The following is a 15825-nucleotide window of genomic DNA, read 5'->3' as shown; positions in this document are numbered from 1 at the left end:
GTACTTCACCGCCGCGGGCACGGCCGCGGTCTCCGTGGCCACCTACCGCGCCGACACCTGCCGCCTCACCTTCGGGGACTCGGGCGGCGTCGAGATCACGCACGAGCCCGTCGCCTCCTGACCCCGGACGAAGCGGGTACTGAGCCGGTACGGCCGTGGCCCCGACCCCGCACCTGCGGGGTCGGGGCCACGGCCGTACCGGCTTCGTCCACGGTGCACGGGCGGGCGGGCGGCGAGTGCGGGTGCCGCGCGGTGCTGTACGGGGTGTCAGCGGCGGCGGGCCGTGACGGTCTTCTCCACGGCGAAGAGCTCCTCCTCGACATGGTCGAGCGCGAGCCGGAGGGCCCCGGTCGCCACCGCCGCTTCGCCGAGCAGCGACAGAGCCACGCGCGGCGGGCGCAGGCAGTAGCGCTCCAGCTCCCGGCGCAGGGGTTCCAGGACCCCGTCCAGGCCGGCTGCCCAGCCGCCGACCACCACCAGCTCCGGATCCATCGCCAGGACCAGCGCCGCCACGTCGTGGACCAGGCGCTGCAGGAACCTTTCCACTGCGGCGACCGCCCGCTCGTCGCCCCGCTTGGCCTTCGCGAAGACCTCGGCGACGGCCGGCTCGTCCAGCGGGTGCAGCGGCTCGCCCGTCGTCGACAGCAGCCGCTCGGGCGTCGCCTCGCGGCCCAGCAGGTGCAGGGCGCCGATCTCTCCGGCCGCTCCGCCGAAGCCCCGGTGCAGCCGGCCGCCGATGAGCGAGCCCGCGCCGGGACTGAGCCCCGCCATCACGAACACCATGTCGCCGGTGTCGCGGGCGGCGCCCTTCCAGTGCTCGGCGACGGCCGCCGCGTTGGCGTCGTTCTCCACCTGCACCGGGCAGCGGAACGAGCGCCGCAGCCGGTCCCCGAGCGGCAGCCCGGTCCAGCCGGGCAGGGCGGTGCCCAGGCGTACGGTGCCGTCCGCCTCCACGATCCCGGGGCTGCCGACCCCGACCGCCCGCAGGGAGTCCCGCGGCACGCCCGCGCGGCGCAGGAGATCCGCTACGGCCGCACGCACCCGCTCCAGCCGCTCGTCGGCCGAGGCCGTCTCGGCGACCTCCTTGGTGCCCGCGCCGATGATGCGGCCGTCCAGCCCGGACAGTAGGACCGCGACCCGGTGCGAGCCGATCTCTATGCCGAGCAGGTGCCCCGCCTCGGCCCGGAACCGGAACCGTCTGGCCGGCCGCCCCTGCCGCCGCGCGCCCTCTTCTGCGTCGGCCTCGACCACGAGCCCGGTCCCGATCAGCCCCTCCACGACCCCTTCGACGGTCGGCCGGGAGAGCCCGGTCAGCCGTGTGAGGTCGGTGAGGGTCGGCGACCCGGCCGTGCGCAGTGCACGGAGCACCACCGCGGAATTGATCCGCCGAAGCAGAGAGGGATCCCCGCCGGTCAGCTGCCCCAACGTGTGTCCTCCCAGCTAGCGAGCTTGTCAGCCGGATCGTACTGCGCGTCGGGTGCGGCGGCGAGAAGCAGCCCCCCATCGGCCGGAGCAGGCCCTACTTCTCAGGCGGGCGAGACGAAGCCCGACTCGTACGCCGTGATCACCGCCTGGGTGCGGTCCCGGGCCCCCAGCTTCGCCAGGATCGCACTGACATGGGACTTGACCGTCTCCGTACCGATGATCAGCTCGGACGCGATCTCCACGTTGGTGAGCCCCCGCGCCATGAGCCGCAGGACCGCCTCCTCCCGCTCGGTCAGGGCGGCCCGCTCCAGCACCGCCCGCGCCTGCCGGTTGCCGTACTCCGCGGCCAGGGCCCGCACAGCGGCGGGGAAGAGCAGGGTCTCGCCCTCCGCCACCAGCCGCACGGCGTGCACGATCTCCGAAGGCCGGGCCCGCTTCAGGAGGAACCCGTCCGCTCCGGCCCGCAGCGCCTGGTAGACGTACTCGTCGTTCTCGAAGGTGGTCACCACGAGGATCTTCGGCGGGGAGTCCACCGTACGCAGCACCGCGCGGGTCGCCTCGATCCCGTCGAGGAGCGGCATCCGCACGTCCATGGCCACCACGTCCGGCCGCAACTGCCGCACGAGCGGGATCACGGAGGCGCCGTCGGCCGCCTCACCCACCACCTCGATGTCGGGCTGGGCGTCCAGGACGGCGCGCAGACCCGCGCGGACCAGGGGTTCGTCGTCGACGAGCAGTACGGTAACCGGCATCCGGTCAGCGTATTCGCTCCAGCGGAAGCCGTGCGCGCACTCTCCAGCCGCCCTCGTACGGTCCTGTGTCGGCCTCCCCTCCGAGCAGCGCGGCCCGTTCCCGAATTCCGCGCAGTCCGCTGCCGCCGCCGAGCGTGACACCGGGCCGCTCGGGCAGTGCGTTCGTCACCTCCAGGTCCAGCCGGCCCACAGCCATCTCCACCCGCACCCGGACCGGTACGGGACCGCAGTGGCGCAGCACGTTGGTGAGCGACTCCTGCAGGATGCGGTACCCCTCCCGGGTGACGGGCCCCGGCAGCTTCTCCAGCGGTCCCGTCAGCTGTGCGTCCACCTCGGAGCCGGAGGCCCGGGCCGACTCCAGCAGCCGGTCGGCCTCCGCCAGCGTCGGCCGCTGCGACGGCGGCTGCCCGGACTCCCGCAGCACCCCGAGCACCCGCTCCAGGTCCTCCAGAGCGGCCCGGCCCGTCTCCTCGATGGCGCACAACGCCCGGTCGGTGAAGGCGGGATCACCCGCGGCGCGTGCTGCCCCCGCCTGCACGACGGCGACGGTCAGCGCGTGCCCGATCGAGTCGTGCAGCTCCCGCGCGATCCGGGTGCGCTCCAGCAACTGCTCTGTGCGCGCCTCCAGGGCGCTCAGCCGCTCGGCCGCCGAGGGACCGAGCAGCCGGGTGGCGATCGCAGTGATCAACTCGCCGAGCAGGACCACGACGACCATCAGGACGACGAGCGGAACGGGCGCCAGCAGCGCGGCGACCCAGCGACGCTCGGGTATGAGCGGTGCCAGGGGCCCCGGATCCGGTGAAAAGCCGAGCGCGTTCGCGAACAGCTCGACGGTCAGCGCGGGCATCCAGACGGTGGCGGCCATCGCACCCGTCGCGATGACCATCCGCGTCTCCAGCCACAGCACCGTCCGCCAGCGATCGCCCCAATGGGCCGAAGGAGCAAGGCTTATGGCGCCGCCGGCGGAGCCACGGTCGTGCGGTGTGAGCAGGAATTGCGCCTGGAGGCCCTCCGCCAGCCGCACCCAGGGCACCAGCCCGAAGGGCAGGACGAGCAGCATCGGCCCCCACGGCCACTCCGGAACGATGAACAACCATATGGCCACCGCCAGCAGGGGCACGCAGAGGTGCAACCAGCGTGAATAGGTCACTGGTTGGAGCGGAGCCCGCAGCAGTCGGTACATGCCCCCATGGTGGCAGTGCCCTCCTCACGGCCGTCTCCCCCACGTGGGGGAGACGGCACCCTCGCATGGGGGAGGGAAGGGGGTGGGGCCGGCAGCGAGTCTTGAGCCATGAACAGCATCGAGATCCGAGAACTGACCAAGGCATACGGCGCCCACCATGCGGTGGACGGCCTCACCTTCGATGTCCTGCCCGGGCGGGTCACCGGCTTCCTGGGCCCCAACGGCGCCGGGAAGTCGACGACCATGCGCCTGCTGCTGGGCCTGGACCGGCCCACCTCCGGCACGGCCAGCATCGGCGGCCGGCGCTACCTGGACCTGCCCGACCCGCTGCACCGGGTCGGCGCCCTCCTGGACGCGCAGTCGGCGCACGGCGGGCGCACCGCCCGTGACCACCTGCGTTTCCTCGCCGCGGCCGGGCGCATTCCGGCACGCCGGGTGGACGAGGTCCTGGAGCAGGCCGGTATGGCGTCCGTGGCCGGGCGGCGGATCAAGTCCTTCTCACTCGGCATGCGCCAGCGCCTCGGCATAGCCGCCGCGCTGCTGGGCGACCCCGGGGTGCTCCTCCTGGACGAGCCGACCAACGGCCTCGACCCCGAGGGCATCATCTGGATCCGCGAGCTGATGCGCGGCCTCGCCGCCGAAGGGCGCACCGTGCTGGTCTCCAGCCACCTGATGTCCGAGACCTCCGCGCTCGCCGACCACCTGGTCGTGCTCGGCAGCGGCAAGCTGCTGGCCGACACGTCGATGGAGGACTTCATCGACGCGCGCAGCACCCGGAGGGTGCGCCTGCGCACCTCCGAACCGGGCCGGCTGCGGACCGCTCTCGCCCGGGACGGCTTCGAGCTGGCCGGCACGGACGACGGGCGATGGACCGTCGAGGGCATACAGGCCGAGCAGCTCGGCAACCTCGCCGCCCGTGAGGGCATTCCCGTGCTGGAACTGTCCGACGAGCGCGCCTCACTGGAGCAGGCCTACCTCGACCTCACCGCCGATCACGCGCAGTTCACCGCAACCCACTGACTTCCCGACCCTTCAGGAGGCCCCGCCATGCGCGCCGCTCTGCCCACCGCCCCCACCCTGCACTCGGAATGGATCAAGATACGGTCCCTGCGCGGCAGCCTCGGGGGGCTCATAGCCGTCTTCGTCGTCACCGCGGGCATCCAGGCGCTGACGGCAGCCGCCATCGGCCGGTCCGAGGACGGCAGCATGGGGGACGATCCGCTCTTCGCGGCCTACTACGGCATCTCCTTCGGCCAGATCGCCGCCATGGTCTTCGGCGCCGGCGCCGTGTCCTGCGAATTCCACAACGGGGCGCTGCGCACCTCGCTGGCAGCGGTGCCCAACCGCACCCGCTTCTACCTGTCGAAGATCGCGACGGTGGGTGTCCTGGCCCTGCTGGCGGGTCAGATCACCGGGCTGGTCACCTTCGTCGCGGGTCAGGCGTTCATGGGGCAGTACGCCCTCGAGCTCGGAGACCCGGGTACCTACCGTGCAGTCGTCGGCAGCGGGCTCTACCTCACGCTGATGGCACTGTTCGCGGCCGGGCTGACCGCGGTGCTGCGCAGCGGGGCGGTCGTCCTGAGCCTGCTCATACCCTTCGTCCTGATGGTGTCCTTCGTCGTCGGTGAGGCCGCGGGCGGCGCGGCACAGTTCCTGCCGGACCGCGCCGGGCAGTTGGTGCTGCACGCCCAGACGCAGGGCGACCTCGGCCCCTGGACCGGGCTCGGCGTGATGGCCCTGTGGGCCGGGGCCGCGGTGCTCGGCGGCTGGCTGGCGGTGCGCCGCAGGGACGCGTGACAACAGGCCAGTTGTCAGTGCTGCTCGGGATACTGACGGCATGACCACGGCAGAGCACCTCGACACGATCGACCGGCTCCTGGCGAAGGAGTTCCCGCAGGAGCCGGTCCGGAACGTCGACAGCAGCAGCGGTCCGGGATTCCATCTGGTGCGGCTGTCCTGGACACGGCAGTTCTGGGACGACGACGGCTCGGGCCGGATCGAGGCCGCCGACCAGATCAGTGCCGAGTACGGGGCGCTCACACAGGCTGTGAGCGACCGGTGGGGAGACCCGCAGATCTTCAGCCTGGGGACGCTGAGGGGCCGCGTGATGGAGGGGGAGGACATACCGGAGCCGTGGAAGGAGCTCAGCGGCAGCACCGACCACGTCCACCTCTGGCGGGCCGCAGAGCACTGGCTGGTGGCCTGCGTGACACAACGGGACGGCGAGGACCCCTACGTGCTGACGGCAGGGGCCACGGTGATAGATCCGCCTTAGGGTGGCCGGGTGAGCGACGTATACGAGCTGATGATTGCCGTCGACCTGCGGGACGAGATCTCCGAGCCGGAACTGGCCGAGCTGAACTGGCATCTGGGGATCGGGCCCCGGCCGGAGCGCCTGACCATCGTCACCGCGTTCCCGGTCGTGGTGCTCGACGACGCGGACATGCCGGTGATCGAGGACCATCCCCGTCCTCTGCTCGCCGGGGAGGGCGCTGCGTGGCGGGTGGGCGGCGTTCTGTGCTCGGGACTGGCCAGCCGTGCCGACCTGCCGCGGAAGGGCTGGTCGCTGATGTCCCGGCAGGAGATGCACCCGGACGGCTTCGACGAGGTCGGTGAGCTGCTCTGCTGGCTGGCCGCAAGGGCGCAGGAGACGCACCTGCGCGGGGACGGCACGGTGGGGATCGGATTCCTCAGGTTCCACGAAGCCGAGGTCCCGGAGGTGCTCCGGGTCGGGAGCGGACAGGTCGCCTGGCCTGCCTGAGCCCCGGCCTGGGCCGTCTCTTTCGGATCTTGCCGGGCAAGATGCGAAAGAGACGGCCTACTCGGTGGGGGATGCAGCGGCCTCGCGGAGGCGGGCGTATTCCTGGGCCATGGAGTCGGCGGTCCAGTGGGCGTTGAGGCCACTGGGGTTGGGAAGGGCCCAGATGCGGGTGGAGCCGATGGTGCGTTCCTGGGGGCCGATCTGTGCCTTCTTCTCCCCGAAGGCCGTGCGGTAGGCGGTCACGCCCACCACCGCCAGCCACTGGGGGCGCAGCAGTTCCACCTTGGCCGTCAGGATGCGGCCGCCCTCGCGGAACTCCTCGGCGCTCAGCTCGTCGGCTCGGGCCGTGGCGCGGGCCACGACGTTGGTGATGCCGAGGCGATAGGTCAGGAGTTCCTCCTGCTCCGCGGGAGCCAGGCGGCGCGGGGTGAAGCCCGAGAGGTGCAGGACCGGCCAGAAGCGGTTGCCGGGGCGGGCGAAGTGGTGGCCCGTCGCGGCGGAGAGGAGACCGGGGTTGATGCCGCAGAACAGCACACGCAGACCGCCCGCGACCACGTCCGGGAGGACGCGGTCGCGGGCGGCGTTCAGCTCTTCGGGGGTCAGAGGATCGACCCCGGCGCGTACCCGGCGGCCTCCGGGTGCTGCTTGGCGATCGCCTCGATGCGGGAGACGACCGTCGACACCTGGTCGCCGGCGGCGCCGGTGAAGGACAGCTTGTCGGCCATCAGCGCGTCGAGCTGGGCGCGGTCCAGCGGCATCCGCTCGTCGGCGGCCAGCTTGTCCAGCAGCTCGTTGCGCTCGGCGCCCTGCTCGCGCATGGCGAGCGCGGAGGCAACGGCGTGCTCCTTGATGACCTCGTGGGCGGCCTCGCGGCCCACGCCGGCACGCACCGCACCCATCAGGACCTTGGTGGTCGCGAGGAAGGGCAGGTAGCGGTCCAGCTCGCGGGCGACGACCGCGGGGAAGGCGCCGAACTCGTCGAGGACCGTCAGGAAGGTCTCCAGCAGGCCGTCGAAGGCGAAGAAGGCGTCCGGCAGGGCCACGCGGCGGACCACGGAGCAGGAGACGTCGCCCTCGTTCCACTGGTCGCCGGCCAGCTCGCCGGTCATCGAGGCGTAGCCCCGCAGGATGACCATCAGGCCGTTCACGCGCTCGCAGGAGCGGGTGTTCATCTTGTGGGGCATCGCGGAGGAACCGACCTGGCCGGGCTTGAAGCCCTCGGTGACCAGCTCATGGCCGGCCATCAGGCGGATCGTCTTCGCGATGGAGGACGGCGCGGCGGCCAGCTGGACCAGGGCGGTGACCACGTCGTAGTCGAGGGAGCGCGGGTAGACCTGGCCGACCGAGGTGAAGGCGTGCGCGAAGCCGAGGTGGGAGGCGATGCGCTGCTCGAGGTCGGCGAGCTTGGCAGCGTCGCCGCCGAGCAGGTCGAGCATGTCCTGGGCGGTGCCGACGGGGCCCTTGATGCCGCGCAGCGGGTAGCGCTCGAGGAGGTTCTCCAGGCGGTCGTAGGCGACCAGCAGCTCGTCGGCCGCCGTCGCGAACCTCTTGCCCAGGGTGGTCGCCTGCGCGGCCACGTTGTGGGAGCGGCCGGCCATGACCAGCTCGGCGTGCTCGCCGGCGAGCTTGCCGAGGCGGGCGAGCACGGCGACCGTGCGGTCGCGGGCCAGCTCCAGCGAGAGGCGGATCTGGAGCTGCTCGACGTTCTCGGTCAGGTCGCGGGAGGTCATGCCCTTGTGGACGTGCTCGTGGCCGGCGAGGTCGTTGAACTCCTCGATCCGGGCCTTCACGTCGTGCCGGGTGACCTTCTCGCGCTCGGCGATGGAGGCGAGGTCCACGTTTTCCAGGACGCGCTCGTAGTCGGCGAGGGCCGCGTCCGGGACCTCGATACCGAGGTCCTTCTGGGCGCGCAGCACGGCGAGCCACAGCCGCCGCTCCAGCGTCACCTTGTACTCGGGGGACCACAGGACGGCGAGCTCCGCGGAGGCGTAGCGGCCGGCCAGGACATTGGGGATGCGGGGCTTGGCAGTCACGTGTAGGGATTCTACTTGGGCCGCAGCTGTGTGTTTACGCAGGTCGGGCGACCGCTCGTGATTGTGCCTTGCTACGAGAGCGGCGCGTCCCCGTAGGGCTGCAGGTCGGGCCGCTTGGCCGGGCGGCCGTCCCCCGAGGAGCGGCCCGTCAGGCGGCGGCCGATCCAGGGCAGGAGGTGCTGCCGCGCGAAGCTCAGGTCCTGGGTCCGGCGCACCGCCCACCCGGCCGGCTCGGTGACGGGCAGCTCGGTGCGCCAGTCCAGCTCGGCGGGCAGACCCAGGGTCTGCCAGACGGCCTCCGCCACCCGGCGGTGACCCTCGGCCGTCAGGTGCAGCCGGTCGACGTCCCACATCCGGGGGTCCGCGAGGACGGGAGCGCCGTAGAGGTCCACCACCAGGGCGCCGTGCTTGGCCGCGAGCTCCTCGATGGTGGCGAAGAGCTGTTCCATGCGGGGGCGGAAGCGTTCCATCACCGGTCCGTTGCGCCCCGGGGAGCGCATCAGGACGAGCTGCTTGCAGGAGGGCGCGAGCAGCTCGACGGCCGTCTCCAGGTGCTCCCGGACCAGGCCCATGTCCACCTTGGGGCGCAGGGTGTCGTTCAGCCCGCCCACCAGAGTGATCACGTCGGCGCCCATCGCGGCCGCCGCGGGAGCCTGTTCCTGCGCGATCTGCCCGATGAGCTTGCCGCGGACCGCGAGGTTCGCGTAGCGGAAGCCCGGCTCGCGCGCCGCAAGGCGGGCGGCCAGCAGGTCGGCCCAGCCCCGGTAGGAGCCGTCCGGCAGGAGGTCGGACATGCCCTCGGTGAAGGAGTCGCCGACCGCGACAAAACTGGTGTATGAGGCATTCATCTCCATGGCGGAGTGATGTTACCGCGCGGTACCCCGGCCCTGCAGGGCCGGGGACCCGCGTTCCCGGCGCGCACTACGCGGAGGCGGGCCTTCCGAACAGCTCGCGCAGCACGTCCTCCATGGTCACCAGGCCCGTCATGGCGCCCTCCGCCCCGAGCACCGCCGCCAGGTGGGTGCGGCTGCGCCGCATGGCGGTCAGCACGTCGTCCAGCGGAGTCTCCGCCCGTACCTGGGCGATCGGGCGCAGCGCCGTCGCCGGGAACGGCTCGTCGCGCGACTCCCCGTCGGCGTCCAGGGCGTCCTTCACGTGCAGGTAGCCGAGGATCCCCTGCTGCGCGTCGACCACCGGGAACCGCGAGTACCCGCTCTCGGCCGACAACCGCTCCAGCCCGGCCGGAGTGATGCCCTCGCGCGCCGAGATCACCCGATCCGCGGGCAGCACCACGTCGGTCACCGGCCGCCTGCCCAGTTCCAGGGCGTCGTGCAGGCGCTCGCTCGCCCGGTCGTCGAGGAGCCCGGCGTCACTGGAGTCCTTCACCATCCGGGCCAGCTCGTCGTCCGAGAACGTCGCCGCGACCTCGTCCTTGACCTCCACCCGCAGCAGCCGCAGCAGGGCGTTGGCGAAGGCGTTGATCGCGAAGATCACCGGCCGCAGTGCCCGGGTGAGCGTCACCAGCGGCGGCCCCAGCAGGAGAGCCGTGCGCACCGGCTCGGACAGCGCCACGTTCTTCGGCAGCATCTCGCCGAAGAGCATGTGCAGGTACGTCGCCAGGGCGAGCGCCACCACGAAGGAGATCGCGTGCGTCAGCCCGGACGGCACCCCGACCAGGTCGAAGAGCGGGGTCAGCAGATGGGCGATGGCCGGCTCGGCCACCACACCCAGCACCAGCGTGCACAGGGTGATGCCGAGCTGCGCCGCGGCCATCAGCGCCGACACGTGCTCGAGCCCCCACAGGACGGCGCGGGCACGCCGGTCGCCCTGCTCGGCGTACGGCTCGATCTGGCTGCGCCGGACCGAGATCAGCGCGAACTCCGCGCCGACGAAGAAGGCGTTCACGACCAGGGTCGCCAGGCCGATCAACAGCTGGATCACGGTCATCGCGCGTCCTCCGTCCCGTCCGCGGAGCCGGCGGCCCCGTCGGGCGCGTGCAGCAGCACCCGCGCCGCCCGGCGCCCGATGTCGTCCACCACGTCCAGCTGCCAGCCGTCCAGCTGCAGGCTGTCGCCGACGGCCGGGATCCGGCCCAGTTCGGTGGCTATCAGGCCGGCCAGGGTCTCGTACGGGCCGTCCGGCACGCGCAGTCCGATCCGCCGGAGCTGGTCGGTGCGCGCGGCGCCGTCGGCGGAGAACAGCTGCCGTCCGGAGTCGTCCGTACCGGCCGGGGCCAGGTCCGGGGTCTCGTGCGGGTCGTGCTCGTCGCGCACCTCGCCGACGACCTCCTCGACGATGTCCTCCAGGGTCGCGACGCCCGCCGTGCCGCCGTACTCGTCGATGACCACGGCCATGGTCTGCTTGCCGGACAGCCGGTCCAGCAGCCGGTCCACGGTCAGCGACTCCGGTACGAGGAGGGGCTCGCGCAGCAGCTGCGACACCGGGCGGCGCCGCCGCTCCTCGGCGGGCAGCGCCAGCACGTCCTTGATGTGGACGGTGCCGACGACGGTGTCGAGGCTTCCGCGGTAGACGGGGAAGCGGGACAGGCCGGTGGCCATCGTCGCGTTCGCCACGTCCTCGGCGGTGGTCTGCACGTCGAGGGCGGTGACCTGGACGCGCGGGGTCATCACGTTCTCCGCGGTCAGGTCGGCCAGGTTCAGGGTCCGGACGAACAGCTCGGCCGTGTCCTTCTCCAGTGCGCCCTGCTTGGCGGAGTGCCGGGCCAGGGCGACCAGCTCCTGCGGGGTGCGGGCGGAGGCCAGTTCCTCGGTCGGCTCCATGCCGAAGCGGCGCACCAGGTGGTTCGCGGTGGTGTTGAGGTGGCTGATGAGCGGCCGGAACGCCCGGCTGAAGACCCGCTGGAAGGTCGCCACCCGCTTGGCGATCGCCAGCGGGGAGGAGATGGCCCAGTTCTTCGGCACCAGTTCGCCGACGACCATCAGGACGACGGTGGACAGGGCCGTTCCGAGGACCAGGGCCGTGGAGGAGGCGGCGCTCGCCGACAGCCCCATGGCTTCGAACGGTCCCTGGAGCAGGACGGCGATCGAGGGCTTGGAGATCATGCCGATGACCAGGCCGGTCACGGTGATGCCGAGCTGGGCGCCGGAGAGCTGGAAGGTGAGGGTGCGGACGGCCGAGAGGGCGCTGTCCGCACCGCGCTCACCGCGCTCGGCGGCCCGCTCGAGCTCGCTGCGTTCGACGGTCGTGAGGGAGAACTCGGCCGCGACGAAGACTCCGCAGGCAAGGCAGAGCAGCAGTGCCACGACGAGCAGGAGCACCTCGGTCATCGGTCGATCACCTCCGTCCCATGATCGGCCAGGAGGAGGGGGATCGCGCGGTGTCGCGGCGAAGGGGAATGTCGTGGACTGGGAGGCTCGCCCATGGGCGGACGCTCACACCTTTCACTCGGGAGGGATCTGTTCCACATGGTAAAGGAAGGGCAAAGCGCACGGATCATCCTTTTGGCGGAGCGCGGTCGGATGATGGGATCCGCGCATGAGCGATCTTCACATAGGCCCGGCCTCGGCCGGCGACCTCGGTGCCGTACTGGACTTCTGGAAGACCGCCGCCGAGGGGACGAGCATCAGCGACGACCTCGCGGGCGTCGAGCGGCTCCACGAGCGGGACCCGCAGGCGCTGCTGCTGGCGCGCCGCGACGGTGAGCTGGTCGGGACCGTGATCGCCGGGTTCGACGGCTGGCGCTGTCACCTCTACCGGCTCGCCGTGCACCCCGGGCACCGGCGGCAGGGGATAGGCGGCGCGCTGCTGGCCGCCGCCGAGGAGCGCTTCGCCGCGCTGGGCGGGCGGCGGGCCGACGCGATGGTCCTCGACCGGAACGAGCGGGCGCACGGGGCCTGGGCGGCGGGCGGGTACGGGGCGCAGGAGGAGTGGACGCGGTGGGTGAAGCCGCTCGCCTCGCCGGCGGGGCCGCAGAGTCCCGGGGGTGGGCGCTCCGGCCCCGTGTGAACGTCAGTCCACGTCGGCGGGTTCAAAGATCGGGGCTCCGCCCCGGACTCCGCGCCTCAAACGCCGGCGGGGCTGAACTGTCGGGCCCGCGCCTCGGACCGCTGCGGGGCTGAACTGTCGGGCCCGCCCCTCAAACGCCGGTGCGGCTGGAGACCGGACCCCGCGGTGCGAGCGGCGGTGGGGCTGGAAGGCCGGGGCCAGCGGTGGGGCGGGGCCCGGGGGGTTCCGGGCCCGGGTGTGGGACGACTGTCAGACGCCGGCCGGGATGAAGGCCGGCGGGGACCAGGTGGTGAGGAAGGACTCCGCCGACCAGGTGCCCGACAGGGGCGGGGCCAGCCAGGAGGCGGCGGAGGCGCGGAAGCGCTCCGGGGGCAGGGTGCCCGAGCCCTCCGGGACCGCGCCCAGGAGCGGCAGCTCCGAGGACTTCGGGAGGTCCGCCAGGTTGCAGCGGGCCGCCAGGTCCGGGGACTGCGGCCAGCTGCCGACCACCACGCCGAGCGAGGTCAGGCCCCGGGCCCGCAGGCCCTCTGCCGCGAGGGTCGTGGAGCTGAGGGTCCCCAGACCCGCCTGGGTGACGAGCAGGGTCGGGGCGTCCAGCAGGCGCGCCGCGTCGGCCAGCGTGTGGCCCGCCTCGTCGAAGCGGACGAGCAGCCCGCCGGCACCCTCCACCAGGACCAGGTCGTGGTCCTCGGACAGCCGCCGTGCGGCCTCCGCGATCTGCGCCGGGGCCAGCGTCGGCAGCCCCGCGCGACGGGCGGCCGTGTCCGGGGCCAAGGGTTCCGGATAGCGGGCGAGTTCCACCGCCGTGACGGAGCGTCCGGCCAGCCGCACCACCTCCGCCGCGTCCCCCGGCTCCTGCGGGCCGACACCGGTCTGCGCCGGCTTGAGCACCGCCACCGAGCGGCCGGCCGCGACGGCCGCCGCCGCGACGGCCGCGGTGACCACGGTCTTGCCGATCTCCGTGCCCGTCCCGGACACCATCACTACGGACATCTCGGCCCTCTCAGCCTTCCTGGGCGGCCGCGCACACCGCGCGGCAGATACGGGCCACATCGGCGTCGCCCGTGACGAACGGCGGCATCACGTAGATCAGGTCCCGGAACGGCCTCACCCACACGCCCTCGCGCACCGCGGCCCGGGTGGCCGCGGCCACGTCGACCTCGTGGTCCAGCTGGACCACACCGATGGCGCCGAGCACGCGTACGTCCCGCACGCCGGGGATGTCGGCCGCGGCGGCCAGGCCGGCGCGCAGCCCCGCTTCGATCCGCTTGACCTCCAGCGCCCAGTCCTGGCCGAGCAGCAGCTCCACGGATGCCAGCGCCACGGCCGTGGCCAGCGGGTTCCCCATGAAGGTCGGCCCGTGCGCGAGCACCGGCACCTCGCCCCGGGAGATCCCGTCGGCCACCCGCTCCGTGCACAGGGTCGCCGCCAGCGTGAGGTAGCCACCGGTCAGCGACTTGCCCAGGCACATCACGTCCGGGGTGATCCCCGCGTGGTCGGCCGCGAAGAGCGCGCCGGTACGGCCGAAGCCGGTGGCGATCTCGTCCAGGATCAGCAGGACGCCGTACTCGTCGCACAGCTCGCGCAGCACCCGCAGGTAGCCGGGGTGGTGGAAGCGCATGCCGCCCGCGCCCTGCACCACCGGCTCCACGATCACCGCGGCCAGCTCCTCCGCGTGCGCGGCGATCTTGTCGCGCAGGTGGTCGGCGTACGCGGGATCCACCGGCGTGTCGAAGCCGCCGGGAGGGGCGTCCGCGAAGACCTGCCGCGGCAGGTGACCCTGCCACAGCTCGTGCATGCCGCCCTCGGGGTCGCAGACGGCCATGGGCTGCCAGGTGTCCCCGTGGTAGCCGCCGCGCCAGGTCAGCAGCCTGGTCTTGCCGGTGTGCCCCAGCGAACGCCAGTACTGCAGGCACATCTTGACGGCGACCTCGACGGAGACCGAACCGGAGTCGGCCAGGAACACGTGCTCCAGTCCCGGCGGGGTGATCTCGACGAGCCTGGCGGCGAGCCGGACGGCGGGCTCATGGGTGAGCCCGCCGAACATCACGTGCGACATGCGCCCGAGCTGCGTGGTCACGGCCTCGTTCAGCACCGGGTGGTTGTAGCCGTGGATGGCCGACCACCAGGAGGACATGCCGTCGACCAGCTCGTCGTGGCCCTGTCCCTGGGCCGGGTCGGCGAGCCTCAGCCGCACCCCCGCGGCGGAGGCGACGACCAGCGGCTCCTGCCGCCCGGGCATGGGCCCGTAGGGGTGCCAGACGTGTTGCCGGTCCAGCGCGAGCAGGTCCGCGCCCGCCGACCGCGGCTCGGGCCGGGGCTGGTCAGGCATTGGGCGCGATGTCCGTCCCCGCGCCGCGGCGGCGTACCGCCACCAGGTCCGACCGGAGGGCACCGGGCTCGGCCTGCGCCGCAACCGCGGCGGCCTCCGCGTGCGCGTGGCCCGAGCAGCCGCCGCACGCCGAGCCGCAGCCCGCCGCCTCGTCCCCGGCCGAAGCCGAGCCCGCACCCGAACCGCACAGCGAGGCGCCGCCGCCGGACCCGCAGCCACCGCCGGCGGGGGCCGCGTCCGCCACGTCGGAGCGGTGCGCGGGAAGGGTCGTCGTACCGGCGCCCTCCACCTCGAAACCGGCGTCCGCGATCATGTCGAGGTCGGCCTGGCCGGCCTGGCCCTCGCTGGTGAGGTAGTCACCCAGGAAGATCGAGTTGACGATGTTCAGCGCCAGCGGCTGCAGCGAGCGCAGGTGCACCTCGCGCCCGCCCGCCAGCCGGACCTCGACGTCGGGGCAGACGAACCGCGCCATCGCCAGGATCCGGAGGCAGCGCTGCGGGGTGAGGTTCCACTCCTTGGCCAGGGGGGTGCCCTCGAAGGGGATCAGGAAGTTGACCGGCACGGAGTCGGCGTCCAGCTCGCGCAGCGAGAAGACCACGTCCACGAGGTCCTCGTCTGTCTCACCCATGCCCGCGATCAGGCCGGAGCAGGCCGACAGGCCCGCCGCGTGCGCCTTCTCCACGGTGTCCACGCGGTCGGCGTAGGTGTGGGTCTTGGTGATCTGGCCGTAGGTGGCCTCGGAGGTGTTCAGGTTGTGGTTGTAGGCGTCGGCGCCCGCCTCGCGCAGCTTCTCCGCCTGGCCGTCCGAGAGCAGACCGAGGCAGGCGCACACCTCGACGCCCTCGTTCTGCTCCTTGATCGCCTCGATGGTCCTGCCGACGCGCTCCACGTCGCGGTCCGTCGGACCGCGGCCGCTGGCCACCAGGCAGACCCGCTTCGCCCCGCCCGCGACGCCCGCGGCCGCCGCCTGGGAGGCTTCCTCCGGCTTGAGCCACGTGTACTTGAGGATCTCGGCCTTCGAGCCGAGACGCTGGGAACAGTAGGAGCAGTCCTCGGGGCACAGGCCCGACTTCAGGTTGACCAGGTAGTTGAGCTTGACCCGACGCCCGAACCACTGGCGGCGCACCTTGCCGGCCGCGGCCACCACGTCGAGCAGTTCGTCGTCAGAAGTCGCCAGTACGGCGAGTGCTTCTTCGCGGGTCGGCAGCTCACGCCGCAGCCCCTTGTCCACCAGGGTGTTCAGCAGGTCCATGGACCAGATCCTGTCCCACCGGACCCATCCGGGCCAAGGAGAGATCGCACAACATGGCCGGATGGGTGTGTGTGTATCACCACACCTGGCGGACAAGTCGCGGCGACTAGGGTCGGGCAGG

General features: G+C 72.6%; 16 protein-coding genes and 1 pseudogene. 6 read left to right on the top strand and 11 right to left on the bottom strand.

Going from position 1 to position 15825, the window contains the following annotated elements; genetic code table 11:
• Window positions 1–121: pseudogene (locus tag E6U81_RS41345) on the top strand (GntR family transcriptional regulator); the annotation flags it as partial.
• A 146-nt stretch (window positions 122–267) separates the two neighbouring features.
• Here the strand turns inward: E6U81_RS41345 and E6U81_RS32185 are convergent.
• The 3 genes from E6U81_RS32185 to E6U81_RS32175 form a co-directional block, all read right to left on the bottom strand.
• Window positions 268–1425: an ROK family transcriptional regulator gene (locus tag E6U81_RS32185; RefSeq protein WP_031149985.1), complete on the bottom strand. Its 1158-nt coding sequence runs from the start codon at window positions 1423–1425 to the stop codon at window positions 268–270.
• A gap of 101 nt (window positions 1426–1526) precedes the next feature.
• Window positions 1527–2177: a response regulator transcription factor gene (locus E6U81_RS32180; RefSeq protein ID WP_031149987.1), complete on the bottom strand. Its 651-nt coding sequence runs from the start codon at window positions 2175–2177 to the stop codon at window positions 1527–1529.
• A gap of 4 nt (window positions 2178–2181) precedes the next feature.
• Entirely contained in the window at window positions 2182–3360 is a 1179-nt protein-coding gene (locus E6U81_RS32175) for a histidine kinase (protein WP_136233552.1), read from the bottom strand.
• A gap of 108 nt (window positions 3361–3468) precedes the next feature.
• On the opposite strand from E6U81_RS32175, the gene E6U81_RS32170 reads away from it, so the two are divergent.
• Genes E6U81_RS32170 through E6U81_RS32155 form a run of 4 tightly spaced genes read left to right on the top strand, consistent with a single transcriptional unit; the run spans window position 3469 to window position 6121 of the window.
• Complete coding sequence (locus E6U81_RS32170) at window positions 3469–4380, top strand: ATP-binding cassette domain-containing protein (RefSeq protein ID WP_136233551.1); 912 nt, start codon at window positions 3469–3471, stop codon at window positions 4378–4380.
• A gap of 27 nt (window positions 4381–4407) precedes the next feature.
• Window positions 4408–5157, top strand: a complete 750-nt coding sequence (locus E6U81_RS32165) for an ABC transporter permease subunit (protein WP_136233550.1) — start codon at window positions 4408–4410, stop codon at window positions 5155–5157.
• 40 nt (window positions 5158–5197) lie between these two features.
• The gene (locus E6U81_RS32160; RefSeq protein WP_136233549.1) at window positions 5198–5635 is read left to right on the top strand and encodes a hypothetical protein; all 438 of its coding nucleotides are present in this window, start codon (window positions 5198–5200) and stop codon (window positions 5633–5635) included.
• Window positions 5636–5644: 9 nt separating this feature from the next.
• Window positions 5645–6121 carry a hypothetical protein gene (locus E6U81_RS32155; protein WP_136233548.1) on the top strand — a complete coding sequence of 159 codons (477 nt, stop codon included), beginning with the start codon at window positions 5645–5647 and terminating at the stop codon, window positions 6119–6121.
• Between the two features lie 57 nt (window positions 6122–6178).
• On the opposite strand, the gene mug is transcribed toward E6U81_RS32155, so the two are convergent.
• The 5 genes from mug to E6U81_RS32130 all read right to left on the bottom strand — a co-directional run bounded on the left by mug (window position 6179) and on the right by E6U81_RS32130 (window position 11441).
• A complete protein-coding gene (gene mug, locus E6U81_RS32150; RefSeq protein WP_136233558.1) occupies window positions 6179–6724 on the bottom strand; it encodes a G/U mismatch-specific DNA glycosylase in 546 nt (181 codons plus the stop codon).
• On the bottom strand, window positions 6721–8154 hold the full coding sequence (purB, locus tag E6U81_RS32145) for an adenylosuccinate lyase (RefSeq protein WP_136233547.1): 1434 nt from the start codon (window positions 8152–8154) through the stop codon (window positions 6721–6723). Before purB ends, mug begins: the two co-directional genes overlap by 4 nt.
• 71 nt (window positions 8155–8225) lie before the next feature.
• Entirely contained in the window at window positions 8226–9008 is a 783-nt protein-coding gene (locus E6U81_RS32140) for an SGNH/GDSL hydrolase family protein (protein WP_136233546.1), read from the bottom strand.
• 67 nt (window positions 9009–9075) lie between these two features.
• Window positions 9076–10101: a hemolysin family protein gene (locus E6U81_RS32135; RefSeq protein WP_136233545.1), complete on the bottom strand. Its 1026-nt coding sequence runs from the start codon at window positions 10099–10101 to the stop codon at window positions 9076–9078.
• Window positions 10098–11441 carry a hemolysin family protein gene (locus tag E6U81_RS32130; protein ID WP_136233544.1) on the bottom strand — a complete coding sequence of 448 codons (1344 nt, stop codon included), beginning with the start codon at window positions 11439–11441 and terminating at the stop codon, window positions 10098–10100. Before E6U81_RS32130 ends, E6U81_RS32135 begins: the two co-directional genes overlap by 4 nt.
• Window positions 11442–11649: 208 nt before the next feature.
• On the opposite strand from E6U81_RS32130, the gene E6U81_RS32125 reads away from it, so the two are divergent.
• Complete coding sequence (locus E6U81_RS32125) at window positions 11650–12120, top strand: GNAT family N-acetyltransferase (RefSeq protein WP_136233543.1); 471 nt, start codon at window positions 11650–11652, stop codon at window positions 12118–12120.
• A 249-nt stretch (window positions 12121–12369) separates the two neighbouring features.
• Here E6U81_RS32125 and bioD read toward each other — a convergent pair whose 3' ends face one another.
• Genes bioD through bioB form a run of 3 tightly spaced genes read right to left on the bottom strand, consistent with a single transcriptional unit; the run spans window position 12370 to window position 15704 of the window.
• Window positions 12370–13113, bottom strand: coding sequence for a dethiobiotin synthase (gene bioD / locus E6U81_RS32120; RefSeq protein ID WP_136233542.1), 744 nt, complete (start codon window positions 13111–13113; stop codon window positions 12370–12372).
• Window positions 13114–13123: 10 nt separating this feature from the next.
• A complete protein-coding gene (locus tag E6U81_RS32115; protein WP_136233541.1) occupies window positions 13124–14452 on the bottom strand; it encodes an adenosylmethionine--8-amino-7-oxononanoate transaminase in 1329 nt (442 codons plus the stop codon).
• Complete coding sequence (gene bioB / locus E6U81_RS32110) at window positions 14445–15704, bottom strand: biotin synthase BioB (RefSeq protein WP_136233540.1); 1260 nt, start codon at window positions 15702–15704, stop codon at window positions 14445–14447. Before bioB ends, E6U81_RS32115 begins: the two co-directional genes overlap by 8 nt.
• Window positions 15705–15825 lie beyond the last annotated feature (121 nt).

It is taken from the genome of Streptomyces sp. A0592 (assembly GCF_004795115.1).
GTDB lineage: Bacteria > Actinomycetota > Actinomycetes > Streptomycetales > Streptomycetaceae > Streptomyces > Streptomyces erythrochromogenes.
Note: the sequence above shows the minus strand (reverse complement) of the source record. Positions and strands in the feature narration are given on the sequence as shown.

Coding starts and splice junctions, on each gene's coding strand:
- E6U81_RS32160 (WP_136233549.1), top strand. CDS start 5,198: ATGACCACGGCAGAGCACCTCGACACGATCGACCGGCTCCTGGCGAAG.
- E6U81_RS32165 (WP_136233550.1), top strand. CDS start 4,408: ATGCGCGCCGCTCTGCCCACCGCCCCCACCCTGCACTCGGAATGGATC.
- E6U81_RS32180 (WP_031149987.1), bottom strand. CDS start 2,177: ATGCCGGTTACCGTACTGCTCGTCGACGACGAACCCCTGGTCCGCGCG.
- E6U81_RS32175 (WP_136233552.1), bottom strand. CDS start 3,360: ATGTACCGACTGCTGCGGGCTCCGCTCCAACCAGTGACCTATTCACGC.
- E6U81_RS32135 (WP_136233545.1), bottom strand. CDS start 10,101: ATGACCGTGATCCAGCTGTTGATCGGCCTGGCGACCCTGGTCGTGAAC.
- E6U81_RS32115 (WP_136233541.1), bottom strand. CDS start 14,452: ATGCCTGACCAGCCCCGGCCCGAGCCGCGGTCGGCGGGCGCGGACCTG.
- E6U81_RS32125 (WP_136233543.1), top strand. CDS start 11,650: ATGAGCGATCTTCACATAGGCCCGGCCTCGGCCGGCGACCTCGGTGCC.
- E6U81_RS32130 (WP_136233544.1), bottom strand. CDS start 11,441: ATGACCGAGGTGCTCCTGCTCGTCGTGGCACTGCTGCTCTGCCTTGCC.
- E6U81_RS32140 (WP_136233546.1), bottom strand. CDS start 9,008: ATGGAGATGAATGCCTCATACACCAGTTTTGTCGCGGTCGGCGACTCC.
- bioD (WP_136233542.1), bottom strand. CDS start 13,113: ATGTCCGTAGTGATGGTGTCCGGGACGGGCACGGAGATCGGCAAGACC.
- bioB (WP_136233540.1), bottom strand. CDS start 15,704: ATGGACCTGCTGAACACCCTGGTGGACAAGGGGCTGCGGCGTGAGCTG.
- E6U81_RS32170 (WP_136233551.1), top strand. CDS start 3,469: ATGAACAGCATCGAGATCCGAGAACTGACCAAGGCATACGGCGCCCAC.